This window comes from Pseudofrankia sp. DC12 (assembly GCF_000966285.1).
GTDB lineage: Bacteria > Actinomycetota > Actinomycetes > Frankiales > Frankiaceae > Pseudofrankia.
In genome coordinates, this window is record NZ_KQ031391.1 from 713,772 (window position 1) to 737,789 (window position 24,018).

The window sequence follows — 24,018 nt, forward strand, 5'->3', positions numbered from 1 at the left end:
TGACCCGCCAGCCGCTGACATCAGGCCGAAAATCCCATTCTCAGATCCGCACAGCGCGCTCCGCAAACAAACGGGTGGCCCGGTTTGCCGTGTTGGACAACACGCAGGCCGGCCACGGCCGCGGGCGAATCAGCGACACCGCCGCGAAACGCAGCGCACAGCGCCCGAACCGGCGAAGCGGCCGACGGGCGCCCAGCAACACCGCCACGAAACGCAGCCAACATCCCAACCCTGGACAGGCACCCACCCCACACCTCAACACCACCCCCGAACCACCCAGGGGAGGGCGCACAGCGCCCGAACCGGCGAAGCGGCCGACGGGCGCCCAGCGCCCGTCAGCCGCTTCGCCCTAGCGCCGGGTCGGGGTGATCGGCTCCGGGAGGTCGGTCGCGCCGCTGAGGTAACGGTCGACCGCGGCGGCGGCCGAGCGGCCCTCGGCGATCGCCCAGACGATCAGCGACTGGCCACGGCCCATGTCACCGGCGACGAAGATGCCGGGGACGGACGACTGCCAGCCCGCGTCGCGGGCGACGTTGCCCCGGCCGTCCAGCTCGACGCCGAGGCCCTCGACCAGGCCCTCGCGCTGCGGGCCGACGAAGCCCATCGCGAGCAGCACCAGCTCGCACTCGAGCTCGGTCTCGCTGCCCTCGACCTTCTGGAACCTCCCGTCGACCGACTCGACCTCGTACATGCGCAGCCCGCGCAGCCGGCCCTCGTCGTCACCGAGGAACGCCTCGGTGGAGACGGCGTAGACCCGCTCGCCGCCTTCCTCGTGCGCCGAGGTCACGCGGTAGAGCATCGGGTAGGTCGGCCAGGGGTTCGCCGCCGGCCGCGTCTCCGGAGGCCGGGGCATGATCTCCAGCTGGTGCACCGAGACCGCGCCCTGGCGATGCGAGGTTCCAAGGCAGTCCGCGCCGGTGTCGCCGCCGCCGATGACGACGACGCGCTTGCCCTTCGCGGTGATCGGCGGCTCGGCGAGGTCGCCCTCCTGCACCCGGTTGGCCAGCGGCAGGAACTCCATGGCGAAATGGACGCCGCTGAGCTCACGGCCGGGCACCGGCAGGTCACGTCCGATCGTGGAGCCGCCGGCCAGGACGACCGCGTCGAAGGTGGCACGCAGCTCCTCGACCGAGAGGTCGACGCCGACGTCGCAGGAGGTCACGAACGTCGTGCCCTCCGCCGCCATCTGCTCGAGGCGCCGGTCGAGGACGGCCTTCTCCATCTTGAACTCGGGGATGCCGTACCGCAGCAGGCCGCCGATCCGGTCGGCCCGCTCGAAGACGGTCACGTCGTGACCGGCGCGGGTAAGCTGCTGGGCGGCAGCGAGCCCCGCCGGCCCGGAGCCGACGACCGCGACCTTCCGGCCGGACCGCACCGACGGGGGCACCGGGACGACCCGGCCCTCCGCGAGCGCCCGGTCGATGATCGAGACCTCGATCTGCTTGATCGTCACCGGATCGTCGGAGATGCCGAGCACGCAGGCCGCCTCGCACGGCGCCGGGCACAGCCGCCCGGTGAACTCCGGGAAGTTGTTCGTCGCGTGCAGCCGGTCGATGGCCTCCTGCCACTCGCCCCGGCGGGCGAGGTCGTTCCACTCCGGGATCAGGTTGCCCAGCGGGCAGCCGTTGTGGCAGAACGGGATGCCGCAGTCCATGCAGCGGGACGCCTGAGCGGTCAGCGAAGGCGCCGGGAAGTCCTGGTAGACCTCCCGCCAGTCCTGGATTCGGACGTCCACGGGCCGGCGCGCCGGTAGCTCCCGGTGGTGCCGGAGAAACCCAGTCGGGTCAGCCATTCCAATCCTTATCTCTTTGTTCGTGGCGTCCGGGCGCGAGCCTCCGGCCCCGATCCTCGCTTCGCTCCGGTCGTGGCCTCCGGCTCGCGTCCTCCGCCACGAACGGGGCTTCGCTCCGTCCGGTCGGCCAGTCAGGCCGCTTCGCTTCGCTCGCGGCCTGCTGGCCGACCGGACTACGCGAAGCCTCTGGGTACAGCCTGATCGGTGGAGCGGTGGTGATCGGGCGCTTCGCTTCGCTCGCGGCCGCTGGCCGTCCGGACTACGCGAAGCCTCTGGGTACAGCTTCATCGGGACTTGCTTCGCCTCGCTCGCGGGCCCTTGGCCCACCGAGCCACGCGAAGCCTCTGGGTACAGCCTGATCGGTATGCCTCCACTCGCGGTTCTCTCGAATGATCGGCCTCGACCTGATGGCTTCGCGTAGCCCGGTGGGCCAGCGGGCCGGAGCGAAGCGACCGGCCCGACTGGCCCACCGCGCGGAGCGAAGCCCTGTTCGTGGCGGAGGACGCGAGCCGTAGGTCCCGACCGCAGCGAAGCGGAGGTCGGGGCCGGAGGCTCGCGCCCGGACGCCACGAACAAAGAGACACAGTCAGGCGCGGACCGCTGTCATGATCAGTTCATCGGCTGGGATGCCTTGCTCCTTGGCTTGCGCGATCACGGTCAGGACCCGCTTGTAGTCGCGGGGCATGACCTTGACGAACTTGGCCTGCTCGTCCTCCCAGCTGGCGAGCAGGCCGGCGGCGACGGTGGAGCCGGTCTCGCGGCGGTGGCGGGTCAGCAGGGAGACGAGCAGCGCCCGGTCCTCGGCGTCGAGGGGCTCGATGTCGACCATCTCGGCATTCACCCGCTCGACGACCGGGTCGTACAGGTAGGCGACGCCGCCGCTCATGCCGGCGGCGAAGTTGCGGCCGATCTGGCCGAGCACGACGACGGTGCCGCCGGTCATGTACTCGCAGCCGTGGTCGCCGACGCCCTCGACGATCGCGGTCGCGCCCGAGTTGCGGACGCAGAACCGCTCACCGACGACGCCCCGGAAGTACGCCTCGCCCGCGGTCGCGCCGTAGAGAAGCACGTTGCCGGCGATCGTGTTCTCCTCGGCGCGCAGCGGCGCCTCCTTCGGCGGAAAGACGATGATCCGCCCGCCGGACAGGCCCTTGCCGGTGTAGTCGTTGACATCGCCCTCAAGGGTCAGCGTGATGCCGCGCGGAACGAACGCGCCGAAGCTCTGGCCGGCGGAGCCGGTGAACCGCAGCGATATCGTGTCGTCAGGCAGGCCGACGGCCCCGTAGCGGCGGGTCACCTCGTAGCCGAGCATCGTGCCGACGGTGCGGTTGACGTTGCGGATCGGCATCTCCAGCCACACCGGCCGGCCGTCCTCCAGGGCGCCCTCGCACAGCTGGATGAGCGAGTTGTCCAGCGCCTTGTCGAGGCCGTGGTCCTGGCTCGCTGCGTTGGACAGCGAGCCGCCGAACGGGGTCTCCGGAGTGTGCAGCAGCGGGCTGATGTCCAGCCCGGCGGCCTTCCAGTGCTCGACGGCGAGGGCCGCGTCCAGGATGTCGACCCGGCCGACGGCCTCCTTCAGCGTCCGGAAACCCAGCCGCGCCAGGTACTCCCGGACCTCCTGGGCGATGAAGGTGAAGAAGTTCTCGACGAACTCCGGCTTGCCGTTGAACCGCGCGCGCAGCGCCGGGTTCTGGGTGGCGACCCCGACGGGGCAGGTGTCCAGGTGACAGACCCGCATCATCACGCAGCCGGCGACGACCAGCGGCGCCGTCGCGAAGCCGAACTCCTCGGCGCCGAGGAGCGCGCCGATGACGACGTCCCGGCCGGTCTTGATCTGGCCGTCGACCTGCACCACGATCCGGTCGCGCAGGCCGTTGAGCAGCAGCGTCTGCTGCGTCTCGGCCAGGCCCAGCTCCCAGGGCGCGCCGGCGTGCTTGAGCGACGTCAGCGGCGAGGCGCCGGTACCGCCGTCGTGGCCGGAGATCAGCACCACGTCGGCGTGCGCCTTGGAGACGCCGGCGGCGACGGTGCCGACCCCGACCTCGGCGACGAGCTTGACGTGCACCCGCGCGGTCGGGTTGGCGTTCTTCAGGTCGTGGATGAGCTGGGCGAGGTCCTCGATCGAGTAGATGTCGTGGTGCGGCGGCGGCGAGATCAGGCCGACGCCCGGCGTCGAGTGCCGGGTCCTGGCGATCCACGGGTAGACCTTGTGGGCGGGCAGCTGCCCGCCCTCCCCCGGCTTCGCGCCCTGCGCCATCTTGATCTGCAGGTCGTCGGCGTTGACGAGGTACTCGCTGGTCACGCCGAACCGGCCGGACGCGACCTGCTTGACCGCGGAGCGGCGCAGGTCGCCGTTGGCGTCGGGGACGAAGCGCTCGGCGTCCTCGCCGCCCTCGCCGGTGTTCGACTTGCCGCCGAGCCGGTTCATCGCGATCGCCAGGGTCTCGTGCGCCTCGGCGCTGATCGAGCCGTAGGACATCGCTCCGGTGGCGAACCGCTTGACGATCTCGGAGACCGGCTCGACCTGGTCGATCGGGATCGGCCGGCGCAGGCCCGGGCGCAGCTCGAACAGGCCCCGCAGGGTCGCGTTGCGCTTCGAGAGGTCGTCGACCTTGGCCGTGTACTCCTTGAAGACCTCGTACTGGCGGGTCCGGGTGGCGTGCTGGAGGAGGAACACGGTCTCCGGGTTGAACAGGTGCACCTCGCCGTCGCGGCGCCACTGGTACTCGCCGCCGGTCTCCAGCGGCCGGTGCACGAGCTCTGTGGCCACCCGCGGATGGGCCCGGGCGTGGCGCGCGGCGACCTCGGCCGCGAGCACGTCGATGCCGACGCCGTCGATCCGCGACGCGGTACCGGTGAAGTACCGGTCGATCAGGTCGGAACGCAGCCCGATCGCCTCGAAGACCTGGGCACCGGTGTAGCTGGCGATCGTGGAGATGCCCATCTTGGACATCACCTTCAGGACGCCCTTGCCGAGCGCCTTGACGATGTTCTTCTCGGCCTGCTCCGGGGTGACGCCGGCGATGTCGCCGCGGCGGATCAGGTCCTCGACCGACTCGAAGGCCAGGTACGGGTTGACCGCGGCGGCGCCGAAGCCATTCAGCAGCGCGATGTGGTGCACCTCGCGGGCGTCGCCGCTCTCCACGATCAGGCCGACCTTGGTCCGGGTCTTCTCCCGGATCAGGTGGTGGTGCACCGCCGAGGTGAGCAGCAGCGACGGGATCGGCGCGAGCCTCGCGTCGGAGTCCCGGTCGGACAGCACGACGATCCGGGCGCCGTCGGCGATCGCCGCGCTGACGCCGGCGCAGATCTCCTCGATCCGGGCCACCAGCGCGGTGCCGCCGCCGGCGACCTCGTACAGGCCGCGGACGGTGACGGCGGCGAAGCCGGGCATGTCACCGTCGTCGTTGATCCCGATGATCTTCGCCAGCTCGGTGTTGCTGATCACCGGGTAGGGGATCTGGACGACGCGGCAGGTCGCGGCGCCGGCGTCGAGGAGGTTGCCCTCCGGGCCGAGGTAGTGGCCCAGGCTGGTGACCAGCTCCTCGCGGATGGCGTCCAGCGGCGGGTTGGTGACCTGCGCGAACAGCTGCTGGAAGTAGTCGAACAGCAGCCGGGGCCGCTCGGAGAGCACCGCGACCGGGGTGTCGGTGCCCATCGAGCCGATCGGCTCCGCGCCGGACCGCGCCATCGGGGCGACGATAACCCGCAGCTCCTCCTCGGTGTAGCCGAAGACCTGCTGGCGGCGGGTGACCGACTCGTGGCTGTAAACGACCCGCTCGCGCTCCGGCAGGTCGGCCAGCGCGATGACGCCCGCGTGCAGCCACTCGTCGTAGGGCGCCGCCGAGGCGAGCTCGGACTTGATCTCGTCGTCGCTGACGATCCGGCCCTTGGCCGTGTCGATCAGGAACATCCGGCCCGGCTGGAGCCGGCCCTTCTGGATGACCCGGTGCGGCGGGATGTCCAGGACGCCGACCTCGGAGGCCATGACGACCAGCCCGTCGTCGGTGACCCAGTACCGCGACGGGCGCAGGCCGTTGCGGTCGAGGACCGCGCCGATCATCGTGCCGTCGGTGAAGGCGATCGACGCCGGGCCGTCCCACGGCTCCATCAGCGTCGCGTGGAACTGGTAGAAGGCGCGGCGCTTCGGGTCCATCTCGGCGTGGTTCTCCCACGCCTCCGGGATCATCATCAGCACGGCGTGCGGCAGGCTGCGGCCGCCCAGGTGCAGCAGCTCCAGCACCTCGTCGAAGCTGGCCGAGTCGCTGGCGCCGTCGGCGCAGATCGGGAAGAGCCGGGCGAGGTCGCCGGGGACCAGGTCGCTTTCCAGCAGCGCCTCACGGGCACGCATCCAGTTGCGGTTGCCGCGGACGGTGTTGATCTCACCGTTGTGCGCGATCAGGCGATAGGGATGCGCGAGCGGCCAGCTCGGGAAGGTGTTCGTCGAGAACCGGCTGTGCACCAGCGCGATAGCGCTCGCGAACCGCGGGTCGTCCAGGTCCGGGAAATAGGCGGACAGCTGGTGTGTAGTCAGCATTCCCTTGTAGACGATGGTGCGCGCCGACAACGACGGGAAATAGACGCCAGTCTCGCGCTGGATCCGCTTACGCAGGCAGAATGCCCGGCGCTCCAGCTCAAGCTGGTCGAATGCGGTGTCGTCGTCGATGGGCGCGCCGACCGCGGGGCTGACCGAGGTGCCCGGCAGCGTCACGAACAGCTGGCGCATCCGGGGCTCGACCTCGCGGGCCGCGTGCCCGACGATGTGGCTGACGACGGGCAGCTCACGCCAGCCGAGAACCCGCAGGCGCTCCTGGCGGGCCAGCCGCCCGATGGTGCGGACGGCCTCGTCGCGGTCGCCAGCCACCTGGGGGAGGAAGCCGATGCCGACGGCGTACCGGCCGGCAGCAGGCAGCGGGAAACCCGCCACGTCACGCAGGAACACGTCCGGGACCTGGACGAGGATGCCCGCGCCGTCACCCGTGTCCGGGTCGCTGCCGGAGGCGCCACGATGGTCAAGGTTGCGCAGTACTGTGAGGCCCTGGTCGACCAGCTCATGGCTGCGGCGGCCGTGCACGTCGACGACGAAGCCGACACCACAGGCGTCGTGCTCGTACGAGGGGTCGTAGAGACCTTGCTTAGTCGGCATCCGGCATGTCCTGTCCGTCTTCAGGGCCTGAAGGGTGCGGACGACGCTGTCCGGGAGCGCGTCGACGACGACCAGGCGGCACCGGCGCCGCGCACCGCAGCCTTGCCCCAGAACACCCCGGCCAGCCGGCGCTCGGGCGTCCCGCCAGCCCGGGTGCCGGGCGTCCGGGTGCGCGCGGCCAGAGCCGAGACAGCTGGGACAGGGCGCGGTGAGCCAGCCGCGTCTTGCGCTCCACCGAGTGTGCCATGTCCCCGCCCGATTCGCTGAGATCGTCAGCGTCCGGCAGGTCACATGAATGTGACAGCAGTGTTCCAAGCGGGCGAGCCTTGCCTTTGCTAACCTTCTTGTCCGCTGGGGCCCAGCACTGCTCTGCCTGCGGGTTCCGGCCGGCCGAAGGCCCACCTACCAGACGTCACAGCACTCGCCGAGGCTGCCAGCCAGCCGGCGGGCACCAGCCCCGCCCCGGTCCAGGGCCGCCCCCCGCGCATGAACGCAAGGTAACCCGGCCGCCGGCCGCCCGTGCGGACGTCAGTGGACCACGCCGCCGACGAGGGCACCCACCAGGAACGTGGCGGCCGCGGCCAGCGCGCCAAGAACGAGCTGGCGGCCACCGGACAGCCACGGGGAACGGCCGGTGAACCGGCTGACGGCCACGCCGACCCCGAACAGCGCGCAGCCGGCCAGCACCGCGCTCGCGACGAATGTGTGGCCGCCGAGCACCCAGCGTGAGACCAGGTAGGGCAGCACCGGCACCAGCGCTCCGACGGCGAACGCCGCGAACGACGAGAAGGCGGCCAGCATCGCGCTCGGCAGCCGGCCCGGGGTGACGCCCAGCTCCTCCTGGCTGTGCACGGCCAGCGCGACCTCCGGGTCGCCGTGCAGCTGGCTGGCGACGGCATCGGCCAGCGCCGGGTCGACGCCCTTGCGGGCGTAGGACGCGGCCAGCTCGGCCCGCTCGTCGACCGGGAACTCCGTCAGCGCCTGCCGCTCGACCTCGATCTCCGCGGCCATCGCCTCGTTCTGGGACCGGACCGAGGTGTACTCCCCCGTCGCCATCGAGAACGCGCCGGCGGCGACCCCGGCGAGGCCGGCCAGCACCGCCGTCGAGCGGGACGCGTTGCTGCCGGCGAACCCGGACAGCAACGCGACGTTGCTGACCAGCCCGTCCATCACCCCGAACACCGCCGGGCGCAGCCAGCCGCCGGAGACGTCGCGATGGGCGTCATGGTGGTGCTGGTGCATCCCGGGCCGGAACACGGCCTCGGACCGCCGGGAGGCCGGCCGAGCGGCCCAGGCACCGGCCAGGCCCTCGTCTGCCGGGTCGCCGACAGCCGGGCTCCCGTCGGCCTGGTCCCCATCAGCGGGACCTTCGCGGGCCGGGCCCCCGTCAGCCATCGCCGCGGCCAGGCGCAGCCGTGTCGTCACCGCCGTCCGCTGCCGGAAATGCGGCGGATGCGGGGGATGCGGCCACGGTCGCGGGTGTGTCCGCCCCGAGCCGCCCGCTGACGGCGCCGGCGGTGACCGGGGCGTCGTCCTGCTCGTCGACGGCGTCACCCGCGGCGACCTCGGCCGGCTCGTCGCCCGCCGCCGCCACACCGTCGGCCGGGCTGACGTCCTCGTCGACGGGCTTGCGGATCAGCAGGTACATCGCCAGGGCGCCCAGGAAGACGACGATGCTGGTCCAGTCGTTGAGGCGCAGGCCGAGGAAGTGCTCGGCGTCGTCGATCCGCAGCGCCTCGACCAGGCCCCGGCCGAAGGTGTACAGCATGATGTACATCGCGAACAGCCGGCCGCGGCCAAGCCGGGCCCGCCGGTCGATGACCAGCAGCGTCACGCCGACCAGCACGTTCCAGACCGACTCGTAGAGAAACGTCGGGTGGAAGGTCGTGTACTGCTCGTAGCCGAGGGGCCGGTGGGCCAGGTCGATCTTCAGCCCCCACGGCAGCGTGGTGGGACGGCCGAAGAGCTCCTGGTTGAAGTAGTTGCCCCAGCGGCCGATCGCCTGCGCGAAGATCAGGCCGGGCGCGGCGGCGTCGGCGAACAGCAGGAACGACACGTTCGCCCGGCGGCAGGCGAGCCACACCCCGAGCGCGCCGCCCGCGACCGCTCCCCAGATCCCCAGCCCGCCGTTCCACACATACAGGACGTGGACCAGGTCACCGTTCTTGCCGAAGTACGCCTGCGGGCTGGTGAGGACGTGGTAGACCCGGGCGCCGATGATGCCGAGCAGCACGGCACCCACGCCGGCGTCGCTGGCGAAGTTCGGGTCGACGCCGCGGGCCCGCAGCCGGCGGCCGGTCAGCCAGACGGCGACGATGACGCCAATAATGATCATAAAGGCGTAGGCGCGCAGCGGCAGGGGCCCGAGGTGCAGCACACCTCGGGAGGGGCTAGGGATCGCGGCTAGGACCACGGCCCAAGGCTACCTAGCCGGGACCCGCTGTCGTCTACCCGTCCTCGAACAAAGGCTGACAACTCCGGCAAGCCATCCCGGCGACGTGGCGAACGTCGCCGGCGGAATGCCTGGTCAGGGCCAGCCGGCCCAGGGGTCAGCACCGGCCCGGCCGACCTGACGCCCGGGTTCGCCGTCGACCGGGCCAGTCAGGTGGTGGCGCGGACGCCGGCGGCGAGGTCCGCCGTGAGCGCACGGACCGCGGAGATGCCCGCGTCGAGGCCGGCGCCGGAACGCTCGGCGTCGACCAGGCACCCGACCAGCGCGGTTCCGACGATCACGCCGTCGGCGAAGCCCGCGACGGTCGCCGCCTGGGCCCCGTCCTTGACGCCCAGTCCGACCGCCACCGGCAGGTCGGTCACCCCCCGCACCCGCTTTACCAGGCCCTCGGCGGCGGCACCGACCGACTGGCGGACACCGGTGACGCCCATCAGCGACGCGGCGTAGACGAAGCCGCTGGCGATGCCGGTCACCCGGCGCAGCCGCTCGTCCGAGGAACTGGGCGCGACGAGGAACACCGAGTCCAGTCCGTGCCGGCCGGCGGCCTCCAGCCACGGGCCGGCCTCCTCGGGGGGCAGGTCCGGGGTGATCGTGCCCGCGCCGCCCGCCGCGGCGAGATCAGCCGCGAAGCGCTCGACGCCGTGGCGCTCGATCGGGTTCCAGTACGTCATCACCAGCGTCGGAGCACCGGTCTCGGCGACCGCCTCGACCGTGCGCAGCACGTCGGCGGTGGTGACCCCGGCCCGCAGCGCTGCGTCGACGGCCTCCTGGATGACCGGCCCGTCGATCGTCGGGTCCGAGTACGGCAGGCCGAGCTCGACGGCGTCGACCCCCGCCTCGACCATCGCGCGGATCGCCTCGATCGCGCCGTCGACCGACGGGTAGCCCGCCGGCAGGTAGCCGACGAGGAGAGCGCGGCCCTCCTTGCGCGCGGCGGCGAAGCTGTCCGCGAGCCGCCCGTTCGTACCCTGTCCGCCCACGTTGCTGTCCTTCTCCCGGCCGGCTGGCCCGGCCGACCTCGGCAAGCCCGGTCGCCCAGGGCGCGCGTCGTCGTGTGCTGTCTGCGTGTCGCCTCGGGCCTCGCCGGCCTCGTGCCGGTCGGGCCCCGCCCGACCTGGCCGCGGCCCCGCGCTCGCGGGAGCGCGTGGGGCCGGTTCGGTCAGCCGTTCCCGGCGGTCCCGTCGACGCCGTCGAGCACGTTGAACCAGCGGGCGGCGGTGTCGACGTCCTTGTCGCCGCGGCCCGAGCAGCTGACCAGGACGGTCGCTCCCGGGCCGAGCTCACGGGCGACCTCGAACGCGCCGGCGAAGGCGTGCGCGCTCTCGATCGCGACCAGGATGCCCTCGGCCTTCGCGACGAGCGAGAGAGCCTCCATCGCGGCGGCGTCGTCGACGACCCGGTAGCTCGCCCGGCCGGTGTCGTGCAGCCAGGCATGCTCGGGACCGATGCCGGGATAGTCCAGCCCGGCTGAGATCGAGTGCGAGACCTGGGTCTGGCCGTCCTCATCCTGCAGGAAGTACGAGCGCATCCCGTGCAGCACGCCGGAGCCGCCCCCGGCGATCGCGGCGGCATGCCGGCCGGTCGCCAGGCCGTCGCCGCCCGCCTCGCAGCCGATCAGCGCGACCGGGGTGTCGGGGATGAACCGGTGGAAGATCCCAATCGCGTTCGAGCCGCCGCCGACGCAGGCGACGACCGCGTCCGGGAGCCGTCCGGTGATCTCCAGCACCTGCTCGCGGGCCTCGACGCCGATGATCCGCTGGAAGTCGCGGACCAGCATCGGGAACGGGTGCGGGCCCATCACCGAGCCGATGCAGTAGTGGGTGTGCCCGACGGTGGCCACCCAGTCCCGCAGGGCCTCGTTGATGGCGTCCTTGAGGGTGCGGCTGCCGGAGGTGACCGGGACGACGGTTGCGCCGAGCAGCCGCATCCGGGCGACGTTGAGCGCCTGGCGCCGGGTGTCCTCCTCGCCCATGTAGACGACGCACTCCAGGCCGAGCAGGGCGCACGCGGTCGCGGTGGCGACGCCGTGCTGGCCCGCGCCGGTCTCGGCGATCACGCGGGTCTTGCCCATCCGCCTGGTCAGCAGGCACTGGCCGAGGACATTATTGATCTTGTGCGAGCCGGTGTGGGCGAGGTCCTCGCGCTTGAGCAGCAACTGGGCCCCACCGATCCGCTCGGTGAGCCGGTGCGCCACGGTGACCGGCGTCGGCCGGCCGGCGTAGCTGGCGAGCAGTCCGTCCAGCTCGGCGACGAAAGCCGGGTCGTTGCGGGCCTGCTCGTAGGCCGCGGTCAGCTCGTCGAGCGCCGCCATCAGCGCCTCCGGCACGAACCGCCCGCCGAACGGCCCGAAGTGCCCCAGCCCGTCCGGCACGCTGGCCCACTCCCCGGCGCCCAGGTCGGCGGCGGCTGGCGAGACGGCGAAGCCGGTCGACCCGGCGTTAGGAGCGCTCACACCCCGACTCTATCGGCCTACGCCAACCGATTTTTCGGCGTGCCAGACAGGTTAACGGCCGACCTTGGTGGCTGGGTGGGCGCCGGCGGCGACGAGGTCGGCGACGGTCTGGCGCGGGTCGGGGCCGCTGACGGCGGCCTCGCCGACGAGCACCGCGTCGGCGCCCGTCTCCGCGTAGCCGAGCAGGTCACGCGGGCCGCGGATGCCGGACTCGGCGACCTTCAGGATGCCGGGCGGCACCATCGGCGCCAGCCGCGCGAAGGTGTCCCGCCGGACCTCGAGCGTCTTGAGGTCACGGGCGTTGACGCCGATCAGCCGGGCGCCCGCGTCCAGCGCCCGCTGCGTCTCCTCCTCGTCGTGGACCTCGACGAGCGCGGTCATCCCGAGCGACTCGGTCCGCTCCAGCAGGCCGACGAGGCGGGGCTGGTCGAGCGCCGCGACGATCAGCAGGATCAGGTCGGCGCCGTGGGCCCGCGCCTCCCAGATCTGGTACGGAGCCACGATGAAGTCCTTGCGCAGCACGGGCACGTCGACCGCCACCCGGACGGCGTCCAGGTCGGCCAGCGACCCGCCGAACCGGTGCTTCTCGGTCAGCACGCTGACGGCCGCGGCGCCGGCGGTCTCGTAGATGCCAGCCAGCTTCCCGGGATCGGGAATGTTGGCCAGGTCCCCCTTGGACGGGCTGCGCCGCTTCACCTCGGCGATCACCGCGACCCGCCGGGCGCGCAGGACCGCCAGCGCGTCCCGTGGGTCCGGGACCTTCTCGACGCGTTGTCTGAGCACGTCAAGTGGGGTCTGGGACTCGCGTTCGGCCAGATCGGCACGGACGCCGGCGATGATGTCGTCGAGGACGGTCACAGCTCGGCTCCTGCGGCTCTCGCTGCCATGGCGCCGATGGTAGGCCCCCAGCTGGACATCGCACATCGCCCCCCACGGCCGCATCGGCCCTCTGACGGTCCGTAGTTGCCCACCGATTGTCCGAGCCGGAACCGTCGGGCCGATCAACCGCCAAACAGGCCATACCCAGCAGGGTGCACACTCGCACCGGTCACGCAGCGTGGTTGTCCCCTTGTTGCCCAGCACACACGCCCGGCGACGGCCCGCGACGGGTCCGCCACTCAGCGACATTCGTGTCTAGCGCGCCACCTCCGGCAATCCGGACGGGCCGGCCGGCGCGCCGTTCGGCGTGTCGCTCGGCCGCCTTCCGGCCATCATCCGGCCAGCTGTCCGCAGCCCGCCAGCCACCACAGAGCCGCCCTCGCGGCCGTCAGTCCGCCGAGACGGTCGGGTCCTGGCCACGCTCGATGGCCTCCCAGGCGTCCAGCGGGCGCGGCGACCTGGTCTGGTAGCGGCCCCCCATCGCCGGCCAGGACCGGCCGAACGCGGCCGCCAGCAGGCCGGCGCCGAGCAGGGCCACCCCGCCCACCAACGCGAGCCACGGCGCGGCCGACACCTCGATCGGGCCGAGGCTCGGGTGACCGCTGGGGGCGAGGGCGACGACGTGCTGCGCGGCCCGCACGACCGGCGCCGGGTCGAGGCTGACCCGGGCCGCGTAGACGATCACCCCGACGCCGGCCGCGGCGACGAGCGCCCCGACGACGCGCCGGGCCACGCCTCGGGTCGCGACCAGCGCGACGGCCGTGGCCAGGCCCAGCAGCCCGAAGGCGCTGACCGCGGGAGCCAGGTCACCGGCGCCGAGTTTCACCGCGAGCGGAGCCGTGCTCGCCCCACTACCGGCCGTCGCCGCGTCCCGCACGTCCGTGTGGACCCAGGTCGCCGACGCGGCAAGCAGCGCCACCGCCGCGCCCAGCAGGCAGCCGCCGACGGCCACCCCAAGCCCGGTTCGCCCGGCCAGCCGGTGGCCGGGCCGGTCGGCCCGCGCGGGCGTCGCCGCCTCGGCCGCGAGCCCGCTCGACGCGATCTGCCCGGTGTCCGCGCTCATGCCTGTGTTCCCGTCTGTCGCGATGGTGGTCAGCCCGGCGCGCGCAGGGTCTCGGCGATCTCGATCGCGCGCAGCACGGCGGCGGCCTTGGTCCGGCTCTCGTGGTCCTCGGCGTCGGGCACCGAGTCGGCGACGACGCCGGCACCGGCCTGGACGTACGCGCGGCCGTCGCGGACCAGGGCGGTGCGGATCGCGATGGCCGTGTCGAGGTCGCCGCCGAAGTCGAGGTAGCCGACGACGCCGCCGTACAGGCCGCGCCGGGTCGGTTCCAGCTCGTCGATGACCTCCATCGCCCGCACCTTGGGGGCGCCGGACAGCGTGCCGGCGGGGAAGGTCGCGGCGAGCACGTCGATCGCGGTGCGCTCGGGCGAGACCTGGCCGATGACGGTCGAGACGATGTGGGTGATCTGCGAGTAACGCTCGATCGTGGCGAACTCGACCACCCGCACCGTCCCCGGCACGCAGACCCGGCCCAGGTCGTTGCGGACCAGGTCGACGAGCATGACGTGCTCGGCGCGTTCCTTCGGGTCGGCGAGCAGCTCGGCGGCGAGCTTCGCGTCGGCCTCGGGGGTCTGCCCGCGCGGCCGGCTGCCGGCGATCGGGTGCAGCAGCGCGCGTCTGCCGGTGACCTTGACGTGTGCCTCGGGCGAGGTGCCGACGACGTCGAAGTCGCCGAACCGCAGCAGATACATGTACGGACTCGGGTTGGACGCGCGCAGCACCCGGTAGATGTCGAGGGCGTCGGCGGTGGTCGCCCGCTCGAAGCGCTGCGACACCACGATCTGGAAGCACTCGCCCGCGCGGATCTCCTCGATCGAGCGCTCGACCGCCTGCTGGAACTGGCCGGGCGCCATCGCGGAGGTGAACTGGCCGATGTCGAGCGGCGCGACCGCGCGGGTCGCGGCGACAGTCGGCTCGGTCCACTTGTGCAGCTCGGCCGTCATCAGCTCCAGCCGGCCGGCCGCGTCGTCGTAGGCGGCGTCGAGCGCGGCCTCGTCCAGCGGGACGGTCGCGGGCGCCCCGTCCGGCCCTGGCGGGGCGGCGGCGTGGGTGAGGACGTTGGCGACCAGCAGGCAGGAGCCGTCAGCATGGTCGAGCACGGCGAGGTCCATGCACAGCAGCAGACGCAGCTCCGGCATGTGCAGGTCGTCGACGGCGTGCTCGGGCAGCCGCTCGATCCGGCGGACGAAGTCGTACGACAGGTAGCCGACGAGGCCACCCATCAGCGGCGGCATCCCCGCCGCGCCGGCGCTTGGCCACAGCGCGTCCAGCCGCGGCGCACGCAGCGACCGCTCGACGGCGCGCAGCGCGGCCAGCGGGCTGCCGCCGGTCGGTATGCCGGGCGGCGGCGGACCGCCGGTCCAGCAGGCCTCGCCGTCAACCTCGGTGAGGGTGGCCGCCGCCCGCACGCCGACGATCGAGTACCGGGAGCGCATCCCGCTGTGCTCGGCCGACTCCAGCAGGAACGTGCCGGGGCCGCCGCCGAGCTTGCGGTACATCCCGACCGGGGTCTCGCCGTCGGCCAGCAGCCGGCGGGCCACGGGGACAACAGTGTACTCGGCGGCCAGAGCGCGGAACTCGGTCCGCGTCGGGCTGATCTCACCGGTGGTCATGCCGGGCTCCCGGGTTCGTGCCCACGGCGCCGGCCGGGGCGGTCGGTGGCGTCGGCCCGCCGGGCGAGCCGACGGCCGCGGCCAGGTCGCTCCCGTCGAAACAGGTCGGCGTCCCGGTGTGGCAGGCCGGGCCAACCTGGTCGACCTGGACGAGCAGCGCGTCCCCGTCGCAGTCGAGCGCCACCGAGCGGACCCACTGGACGTGCCCGGAAGTGTCCCCCTTGACCCAGTACTCCCGGCGGCTGCGGCTCCAGTAGGTGGCCCGGCCGGTGGTCAGCGTGCGGTGCAGCGCCTCGTCGTCCATCCAGCCGACCATCAGCACCTTCCCGGTGTCGTACTGCTGGACGACGGCCGCGACCAGCCCGGCCCGGTCCCGCTTCAACCGGCCGGCGACGGCGGGATCAAGCCCGGGGGACGAGTTACTCACGGTGCCATTGTGCCGGCCCGGCGGGATGCTGCTGTTCCCCGCCCGCCGGGGCGGCACCCAGCGACACAGTGCCACCCCGGCGGGACACTGCACCTCCCGCCCGCCGGGGCGGCACCCAGCGACACAGTGCCACCCCGGCGGGACACTGCACCTCCCGCCCGCCGGGGCTGCGGGAGCCATGCTCAACCGGTGGCGGCGTGGAGGACCGCGAGGTCCTCGCCCGGCCCCACCTGCCAGCTGTTGGCAGCGGGCGGGACGGTCGGGTCGGCTACCTCGGGGCCGGTCATCGGGCGAGCATCTACGGCGCGGCTTCAAGCAGCGGGCGGACGTCCTTGGCGAAGCGGCACAGCTGGTCGTCGGTGGCGTCGTAGCTCTCGCCCGGGCCGCTCGGGAAGATCGTCAGGTCGGCCAGGCCGCCGAGGTCGTCGCGCAGCTTCAGGATCGCGGCGGCGACATCCTCGGCGGTGCCGACCGCCCAGACGCCCTGCTCGACGGAGTCCTCCAGGGTCGGCACCCAGCCGGCGGGGGGCATGCCACCGTCAGGTCCGAGGTAGGCCCTGGTCCAGCCGTAGGGGCCGAGGAAGCGCCAGAACTCGTCGTGCCCTGGCCTGGCCAGCTCCATCGCCTGCGCCCGGCTGTCACCGATGTAGGTGTTGAGCACGACCATCCGCTTCTCGCCGGGCCCGGGCGCGCCGCCGTGGGCGGCCGCGTAGACCTCGGCGTAGCGCTCCCACCTGGCCTGCAGCAGCGGGCGGCTCACCAGCCAGAAGACCCCGCCGAAACCCCTGGTCGGGACCTCGACGAGCGAGCCGGGGCTGCTGATCGCCTGCCAGACGTCGTACGGGTACACCGGCCGCGGGATGAGGGTGAGCTCCTCGACCTCGCCGCCCCGGTCGGGGATGCCCGGTGGCGGGGCCTGGAAGTAGCGGCCGCGGTGGGTGAAGGTCTCGTTGTCCAGCGCGGTCAGCAGCAGGTCGACCGCCTCCGCGGTGACCTCGCGGTTGGCGGTGTCCGCGGCCTGCGCGTCCGGGTTGTCGGTGGAGCCGATCGACACCCGGCCGAGGGACAGCGGCTCGATCTCGCGCGGCACCGTGCCCCGGCCGAGCCCCAGTACCGCGCGGCCACCGGAGAGGTTGTGCAGCATGGCGAAGTCCTCGGCGAGGCGCAGCGGGTGCCACTGGCCGACGACGTTGAACATCGTGCCGATCCTGATCCGGCTGGTCCGCTCGGCGAGGAACGCGCCGAACAGCAGGCCGTTCGGCACGATCTCGTAGCCCTCGTGCTGGAAGTGGTGCTCGGTCAGCCAGAAGTAGTCGAAGCCGAGCTCGTCGGCGAGCGCCCCGGTGCCCAGGAGGCGTCGCGTCGCACCCAGCACCTCGGCCTGTCCGTAGCGGCGGGACGTCGGCTCCGGGCCACCGGCGCCGAGCGTGTCGCCCATCTCCACGGCCCCGAAAAGAAAGACGCCGACGCGCATCGCGCTCCCCTGTGTCCGGACGGGGCCGTGGGTGCGGCCTCGCGGTGCCGCGCGGCCCGCGACCGGGCCGGCCGGGACGGCAGGCGGTTGCCTGTTGGTGTCATCAACACTGCCGGCCACGTATTTCAGCGCCGTCAAACGCCCGTAACAGCCCAGACGGGGCCCCGCCGGGGCCGAGGCGAGGTAGTGAACTGTCCTTTCGCGGTGGTCTACTGAGGCCGCCGGCCTCCGGGTACCCAGGGAGGCAGCCGGGTGCCCGAAGGAGCATGCCTGTGTCCACCGACGTCCGCTACTACGCGGTCGGCCAGCCCACCAGCCAGGCGGAGGCCGCCCCAGCCGACGATCCTGGGTGGCGCGCGGGGCTCGAGGCCGCGTTCTGGCGGTACGAGCACGCGCTGCTCGCCAACGGCCTGGACGTGCTGGACGAGCTGTTCCTCGACGAGCCGGGGACGCTGCGTGCCGACAGCGCAGGTGTCCTCGTCGGGCACGCCGAGATCGGCCTGTTCCGCCGGCCCCGAGGCGTCGGGGCCGGGCTGCCCGGGCCGCGGACGGTCGAACGGCTGCACGTCCAGGTACACGGGCCGGCGTCGGCGCTGCTGGTCGCCGAGGTGCGCCGGGAGCAGGACGGCGGCCGCGGCCTGCAGACCCAGCTCTGGACAGCCCTCGATGCCGACGGTGGCGAAGCTCGGTGGCGCGCGGCTGCGGCGCATGTCAGCGGCTCCCCGGCGGGGGCGTCGGCACCGGCCGGCTCGGGCGCGCCGGCGGCCGGTGCCGGTGCCGCGCCTGACGAGACGAGCGCTGTGTGGCGGGTCCGCGGGGCTCCGCTGGTCGCCGGCGCGGCCGAGGGCCCGCTTCGGGGGCTCACCGTGGCCGTCAAGGACCTGTTCGCCGTCCAGGGACACCGGACCGGGGCCGGGAATCCGGCGTGGCTCGCCGAGGCCGCCCCGCAGCCGGAGCACGCGCCGGCCGTCGCCGCGCTGCTCGCCGCCGGTGCCGACGTCGCCGGGATCGCGCAGACCGACGAGCTGGCCTACAGCCTGTCCGGGACGAACGTCCACTACGGCACCCCGCCGAACCCCACCGCGCCCGGGGCCGCCCCCGGCGGCTCCACCAGCGGGCCGGCGAGCGCCGTCGCGCTGGGCCTGGTCGACGTCGGCCTCGGGACCGACACGGGCGGCTCGGTGCGGGTTCCGGCCTCCTACTGCGGCCTGTTCGGGATCCGCCCGACCCACGGCGCCGTCTCCGCGGCCGGGGTCGTCCCGCTCGCGCCCAGCTTCGACACGGTCGGCTGGCTGACCCGTGACGCGGGCGTACTCGCCCGGGTCGGCTCGGTGCTGCTGCCGCCGGCGGACCCGGCTTCCCCACCGCCGGCGCGGCTGCTGGTCGCGGACGACCTCGTCGCCCTCGCCGAGCCGGAGGTGGCGGCGGCGCTGGCCGCGGCACTGCCCGGGCTGGCCGCGGCGGTTGGGCTGCCGGCGCGGCACATCCCCCGGGTCGCGGGCGGCCAGCTCGACGAGTGGATCACAGCGTTCCGGCAGAACCAGGGCTGGGAGGCCAACGCCACGCACGGCGCCTGGGTGGCGGCGCACCCGGGCGCGCTCGGGCCGGGGATCGCCGGCCGCTTCGCGGTCGCCGCGGCCGTCACCGAAGGCCAGCTCAGGACAGCCCAGCGCATGCGCGCCCACGTCCGGGACACCCTCGCCGCGGCGCTCGGCGGCGGGTCCGTCCTGGTCGCGCCGGCGGCCAGCAGCCCGGCCCCGCCGCTGGACCTCGCCATCGACGTCAAGGACCGGGTCCGGACCGCGACCCTCACGCTGAGCTCGGCCGCGGGGCTGGCCGGCCTTCCGGTGGTTGTCCTGCCGCTGCTCCGGGTCCGCGACCGCCCGGTCGGCGTCGCCCTGATCGGCGCCACCGGAACGGACCGCGCACTGCTCGCCCTGGCTACCAGCGCCGGCGCGGCCTGCCCGCCCCCGCAGGCCCGAAGCACGGATCAGTCCCCGTCGTGACCTAGCGCCGCCGGGGCTGCCGGCGGCGACCGGGCGGGGACGCGGGCGGTGATGCGACCATGGCCGGTATGGCAATCGACGCCGGAGCCGCCGGGCAGGATCTGAGCACCCGGATCGGGCGGTCGATCCGGGTGCTGCGCCAGCGCCAGGGGCTGACCCTCGTCCAGCTGGCCACGAGAGCCGAGCTGTCGCACCCGTTCCTCAGCCAGCTGGAGCGCGGCCTCGCCCGGCCCAGCATGGCGTCGTTGCACCGGCTCGCGCAGGCTCTGGGGACCACCCAGCCAGCGCTGATGTCGATGGCGGCGGACGACGGCGCCGCCCTGTCTCCGGACGGGCGGGTCAGCCTCGTGACGGCGGGCAGCGGTGTGCCCGTGGACAACCCCGGCGGGGTCGCCCGCTCGCTCGTCGCCGGCGCCCGGGCCATCTACCCGGTCCTCTTCGACGGCGCGCCGACCGCGTTCGGCCAGGCCTACACCCACCCGGGCGACGAGTTCGTCCACGTCATCGCCGGCTCGATCGAGGTCGAGGTGCAGGACGAGGGCCTGTTCGTCCTCACCCCCGGCGACACCCTCTACTACCCCGGCGTCCTCCCCCACCGCTGGCGCCAGCTCGCCGGCCCCACCAGCCGCATCCTCCTCGTCCAGGACGCCAGGGCCCACTGAGCGGGCCGGCGCCGGCCCAGGTCAGAGCGCGGCGACGCCGGCGGACCAGGAGGCGTGGAGGCGCTGATAGACGCCGGGCTCGCCTACCAGCTCGGCGTGGGTGCCCTGCTGGACGATCCGGCCGGCGTCGACGACGACGACGAGGTCGGCGGTCTCGGCGGTCGACAGGCGGTGGGCGATCGTCACCGAGGTGCGGTCGCGGGTGAGCTCCAGCAGCGCGGCGCCGAGGCGGACCTCGGTGGCCGGGTCGACGGCCGAGGTGGCCTCGTCGAGGACGAGCAGGTCCGGGTCGGCGAGCTCGGCGCGGGCCAGCGCGATGAGCTGGCGCTCGCCGGCCGAGAGCAGCCCGCCGGACTCGCCGACCTGGGTCAGCACCCCGGCCGGGGTACGGGCGAGCCAGTCGGCCAGGCCGAGGCGCGCGAAGGCCGCGACGATCTCCTCGTCGGTCGCGGCCGGCCGGCCGTAGCGGACGTTGGCGGCGATCGTCGCGTCGAACAGGAAGCCGTCCTGCGGGACCATCACCACCCGGCCGCGCAGCGACGAGAAGCGCACCTCGGTCAGCGGCACCCCGCCGATCAGGACCCGGCCCTCGGACGGGTCCATCAGCCGGGTGAGCAGCTTCGCGATCGTCGTCTTGCCCGACCCGGTCTCGCCGACGACCGCGACCCGGGAGCGGGCCGGGACGTGCAGGTCGATGCCGTGCAGGACGGGCGGCCCGGTCGGGTAGCGGAACGTCACCCGTTCGAAGGTCACGTCCAGGGGGCCGGGGGCCAGGTCGCGGCCGCCGGGCGTGCCGTCGGCGGTTCGCGGGGCATCGGCGGGGTCGCGGATGTCGCTGGGGGTGTCGAGGATGTCCAGCACCCGGCGCAGGCCGGCGAGCGCGTTCGCGCCGTCGTTGAGGACCTCGGTCAGGGTCTGCACGGGCATCACGAACAGCGTCATCAGGAACAGGAACGCCACCAGCCGGCCGGTCGACAGGTGCCCGCCGGCCCCGAGCGCCACGCCGAGCAGCACCACACCGGCGAGGGCCGCCGCCGAGACCAGCTCGGCCGCCGAGAACACGACGGCCACCAGGACCTGGGCCCGGCTCTGCGCAGAGCGATGGGCCTCGACCGTCTGGTCGATCCGGGCGGCGGTGCGGGCCTGCGAGCCGTAGGCCCGCACCACCTGCGCGCCCACCACCGCCTCGGACACCGCGCCGAGCAGCTCCCCGACGCGGCGGCGCACGATCGCGTACCGGACGGCCAGCCTGCGCTGGAAGCCCCGGGTGGCGAGCACCATCGGGACGAAGCAGACGTAGACCAGCAGGGTCAGCGGCCAGGAGAAGACCAGCATCAGGCAGGTCGCGACGATCATCTGGCCGATGGAGACGACCAGCATCACGCCGCCGAGCTGCAGGAACTGCGACATCTGGTCGACGTCGGTGGTGACCCGGGCGGTCAGCCCGCCGCGCGCCTGGGTCGCCTGGGTGAGCATCGCCAGGTCGTGGATGTGCCGGAACGCGCGGACCCGCAGCGTCGCGAGCGCGCCCTCGGACATCCGGTACAGCCGGACGTTCATCAGGTAGGTCGCGATGGCCGTCACGACGATCGTGCCGGCGGCGATCATGACGGCCGTGCGTACGACGCCGAGGTCGACGCCCTGGTCGCCGGAGATGCCCCGGTCGAGCGTCTGCTGGACGGTGAGCGGGATGACGATCTTGCCGACGGTGGCGACGAGCGCCAGCAGAAGGGTGACCGACAGGCCGCGGGTCGCCTCCGGGGCGAGCCGGCGCAGCCGCTTGGCCGTGCCCCACAGCCCCTCCCGGCGGCCGGCCCGGTCCCGGTCCTCGATCGCCGCGGCCGCCGGCCCTGAGCCGCGCTGCGGGGGGATCGCGACGTCAGCCGTCACGAGAGCACCTCCTCGTCGACGCCGTCGGCGTCCTGGACCGCGTCGGCGCCGACGGCCAGCCGCGCGGCCCGCTCGTAGGCGGTGAGCAGTTCCGCGTAGCCGGGCGAGCCGACGAGCAGCTCGTCGTGGCGGCCCTGGGCCACGACCCGCCCGTCCTCCAGGTAGACGACCTCGTCGGCGAGCGCGATCGTCGCCCGCCGATGGGCCACGACCACGACGGTCGACGCGGTGAGCCCGCGCAGGCCGGACAGGATCGACGCCTCGACCCGCGGGTCGACGCTGGAGGTCGCGTCGTCCAGCACCAGCAGCCGGGGGTGGCGAACCAGGGCGCGGGCCAGGGCGACCCGCTGGCGCTGGCCGCCGGAGAGGGTCGTGCCGCGCTCCCCCACCTCGGTGTCCAGGCCGTGCGGGAGCGCCGCGACGAACCGCTCCGCCTGGGCGCGGCGCAGCGCGTCCCAGACGTCGTCGTCGGACAGGTCGGCGCCGAGGGTGATGTTGGCCCGGACCGTGTCGTCGAACAGGAACGCCTGCTGGGCCACCAGGGCGACCGCGCCGGTCACCTCGCCGGCGGCCAGCGCGCGCAGGTCGGTGCCGTCGAGGCGGACCGAGCCGGCGTCCGGGTCGACCAGCCTGGCCAGCAGGCCCACCAGGGTCGACTTCCCGGCGCCGGTCCGCCCGGCAATCGCGATGATCTTCCCCGGGGTCGCGTCGAAGGCCACGTCGGCCAGCGCGGCGGCGCCCCGGGTGGGCTCGCCCGCCGGCGCGTCGCCCTCGTCGGTCGAGGCGAGCGCGTCGGACGCGGCGGACTGGTAGCGGTACCCGACGCCCTCCAGGCGCAGCGCGGCGGCGCCGGTGCCGGCCAGCCGGGCTGACCCGAACTTCTGCTCGCCGCCGGCGGTCAGCACCGCCGACACCCGCCCCCAGCCGACCACCGAGCGGGGCAGCTCGCTGATCACCCAGCCGATCGCCCGGATCGGGAAGGCCAGCAGCGTGAACAGGTAGGCCACGCGGACCAGGTCGCCGACCGACAGGTGCCCGCCCGCGATCCGCTGCGACCCGACGAGGAGCACCGCGAGCACCCCGAAGTTCGGCAGCGCCTCCATCAGCGGGTCGAAGGCCCCGCGGACCCGGCCGGCGCGGATCATAGCGTCGCGCAGCTCCTCGGCCGCGCGGCGGAACCGGGCCGTCTCGTCGGCCTCCCGGCCGAGCGTCTTGACGACCAGGGCGCCGTCGAACGACTCGTGCGCGACAGCACTCACCTCGGCGCGCAGCCCCTGCACCCGGGCGAACAGCGGCGACACCCGCCGTGAGTAGAGGTAGTTGAGCACGCCGACGACCGGGAAGACGACGAACCCGACGGCGGCGAGCACCGGGTCGGTCGCCACCAGCAGAACCACCGCCGCGGCCAGCATCACCACGACACCGACCGCGAACGGGAACGGCGCGATCGGCGCCCAGAGCGCCTCGACGTCGGCGTTCGCGTTGGACAGCAGCGCGCCGGTGGAGTGCCGCTGATGCCAGGCCAGCGGCAGCCGCAGGTACTGGCGGGTGATCCGGCGCCGGTAGTGCGCCTGCATCCGGTACTGCAGGATCCCCGCGGCGAACCGGCGGAAGAACATCCCGACCGCGCGGGCGGCGCCGACCGCGAACACCAGCAACGCCGCGCCGACGACGCCGCCCCAGCCGGCATGCCCGCTGCGCAGCGACGGGACGACGACCCGCTGGGTGACCTCGCCGAGGACATACGAGCTCGCGACGGTGGCCAGGCCGAACAGCGCGCTGCCGGCGACCGACAGCGCGAACAGCCGGGGCTCCTCGCGTACCGCCAGGCCCAGGACCCGCAGGCCCCGCCGGATCACCGACCCGGACGCGTCGACCGCCCGCGCCAAGTCCGCGAACCACGGCGGGTTGACGTCGGAGCCACCGGGACCGGCGGAGCCTGGACCGCTGGAACCGGAGCCCGTGAAGGTTTCCGATCCGTCCGGAGCGTCACCGGATGCGGACACCGTTCTCCTCTCGACAGGTCACCGCGCGCGCCGCGCGGGCAGCCCGTCAGGTGCAGGTGTCATGGGGTGCCGGCCCGGCGAGGTGCTACAGCGTCGCGACAGGTTCATGTCATCAAAGCCGCAACGCGAACCCGCTGCCAGAGATTTCCGGCGCGC

Annotated in this window: 15 protein-coding genes; 2 read left to right on the forward strand and 13 right to left on the reverse strand. The window is 73.6% G+C overall.

What is annotated here, in order from left to right:
• Positions 1–349: 349 nt before the first annotated feature.
• The 11 genes from FRADC12_RS02835 to FRADC12_RS02885 form a co-directional block, all read right to left on the reverse strand.
• A complete protein-coding gene (locus FRADC12_RS02835; protein WP_045875436.1) occupies positions 350–1,792 on the reverse strand; it encodes a glutamate synthase subunit beta in 1,443 nt (480 codons plus the stop codon).
• Between the two features lie 586 nt (positions 1,793–2,378).
• Positions 2,379–6,938: a glutamate synthase large subunit gene (gene gltB / locus FRADC12_RS02840; protein WP_045875437.1), complete on the reverse strand. Its 4,560-nt coding sequence runs from the start codon at positions 6,936–6,938 to the stop codon at positions 2,379–2,381.
• A gap of 528 nt (positions 6,939–7,466) precedes the next feature.
• The gene (locus FRADC12_RS02845) at positions 7,467–8,363 is read right to left on the reverse strand and encodes a VIT1/CCC1 transporter family protein (protein WP_502685223.1); all 897 of its coding nucleotides are present in this window, start codon (positions 8,361–8,363) and stop codon (positions 7,467–7,469) included.
• Positions 8,326–9,351, reverse strand: coding sequence for a prolipoprotein diacylglyceryl transferase (lgt, locus tag FRADC12_RS02850; RefSeq protein WP_045875438.1), 1,026 nt, complete (start codon positions 9,349–9,351; stop codon positions 8,326–8,328). The genes FRADC12_RS02845 and lgt overlap by 38 nt, the downstream gene beginning before the upstream one ends.
• Before the next feature lie 188 nt (positions 9,352–9,539).
• Positions 9,540–10,370, reverse strand: a complete 831-nt coding sequence (gene trpA, locus FRADC12_RS02855) for a tryptophan synthase subunit alpha (RefSeq protein ID WP_045879005.1) — start codon at positions 10,368–10,370, stop codon at positions 9,540–9,542.
• Between the two features lie 179 nt (positions 10,371–10,549).
• The gene (gene trpB / locus FRADC12_RS02860) at positions 10,550–11,842 is read right to left on the reverse strand and encodes a tryptophan synthase subunit beta (RefSeq protein WP_084010412.1); all 1,293 of its coding nucleotides are present in this window, start codon (positions 11,840–11,842) and stop codon (positions 10,550–10,552) included.
• A 51-nt stretch (positions 11,843–11,893) separates the two neighbouring features.
• Positions 11,894–12,700: an indole-3-glycerol phosphate synthase TrpC gene (gene trpC / locus FRADC12_RS02865; protein WP_045875439.1), complete on the reverse strand. Its 807-nt coding sequence runs from the start codon at positions 12,698–12,700 to the stop codon at positions 11,894–11,896.
• Between the two features lie 409 nt (positions 12,701–13,109).
• On the reverse strand, positions 13,110–13,784 hold the full coding sequence (locus FRADC12_RS02870) for a Trp biosynthesis-associated membrane protein (RefSeq protein WP_045875440.1): 675 nt from the start codon (positions 13,782–13,784) through the stop codon (positions 13,110–13,112).
• Between the two features lie 29 nt (positions 13,785–13,813).
• Complete coding sequence (locus FRADC12_RS02875) at positions 13,814–15,397, reverse strand: anthranilate synthase component I (protein ID WP_045875441.1); 1,584 nt, start codon at positions 15,395–15,397, stop codon at positions 13,814–13,816.
• Positions 15,384–15,824 (reverse strand): phosphoribosyl-AMP cyclohydrolase, encoded by a 441-nt coding sequence (gene hisI / locus FRADC12_RS02880; RefSeq protein ID WP_045875442.1) that lies wholly within the window; start codon positions 15,822–15,824, stop codon positions 15,384–15,386. Before hisI ends, FRADC12_RS02875 begins: the two co-directional genes overlap by 14 nt.
• A gap of 298 nt (positions 15,825–16,122) precedes the next feature.
• Positions 16,123–17,298: an LLM class flavin-dependent oxidoreductase gene (locus FRADC12_RS02885; protein WP_045875443.1), complete on the reverse strand. Its 1,176-nt coding sequence runs from the start codon at positions 17,296–17,298 to the stop codon at positions 16,123–16,125.
• 272 nt (positions 17,299–17,570) lie between these two features.
• Here FRADC12_RS02885 and FRADC12_RS02890 point away from each other — a divergent pair, with 272 nt between their 5' ends.
• Both FRADC12_RS02890 and FRADC12_RS02895 read left to right on the forward strand, forming a co-directional pair.
• The gene (locus FRADC12_RS02890; RefSeq protein WP_084010413.1) at positions 17,571–19,304 is read left to right on the forward strand and encodes an amidase; all 1,734 of its coding nucleotides are present in this window, start codon (positions 17,571–17,573) and stop codon (positions 19,302–19,304) included.
• A gap of 59 nt (positions 19,305–19,363) precedes the next feature.
• Complete coding sequence (locus tag FRADC12_RS02895) at positions 19,364–19,966, forward strand: helix-turn-helix domain-containing protein (protein WP_052710655.1); 603 nt, start codon at positions 19,364–19,366, stop codon at positions 19,964–19,966.
• Between the two features lie 21 nt (positions 19,967–19,987).
• On the opposite strand, the gene FRADC12_RS02900 is transcribed toward FRADC12_RS02895, so the two are convergent.
• Both FRADC12_RS02900 and FRADC12_RS02905 read right to left on the reverse strand, forming a co-directional pair.
• Positions 19,988–21,856, reverse strand: a complete 1,869-nt coding sequence (locus FRADC12_RS02900; RefSeq protein WP_084010414.1) for an ABC transporter ATP-binding protein — start codon at positions 21,854–21,856, stop codon at positions 19,988–19,990.
• On the reverse strand, positions 21,853–23,862 hold the full coding sequence (locus FRADC12_RS02905) for an ABC transporter ATP-binding protein (RefSeq protein WP_052710656.1): 2,010 nt from the start codon (positions 23,860–23,862) through the stop codon (positions 21,853–21,855). Before FRADC12_RS02905 ends, FRADC12_RS02900 begins: the two co-directional genes overlap by 4 nt.
• Between the last annotated feature and the right edge of the window lie 156 nt (positions 23,863–24,018).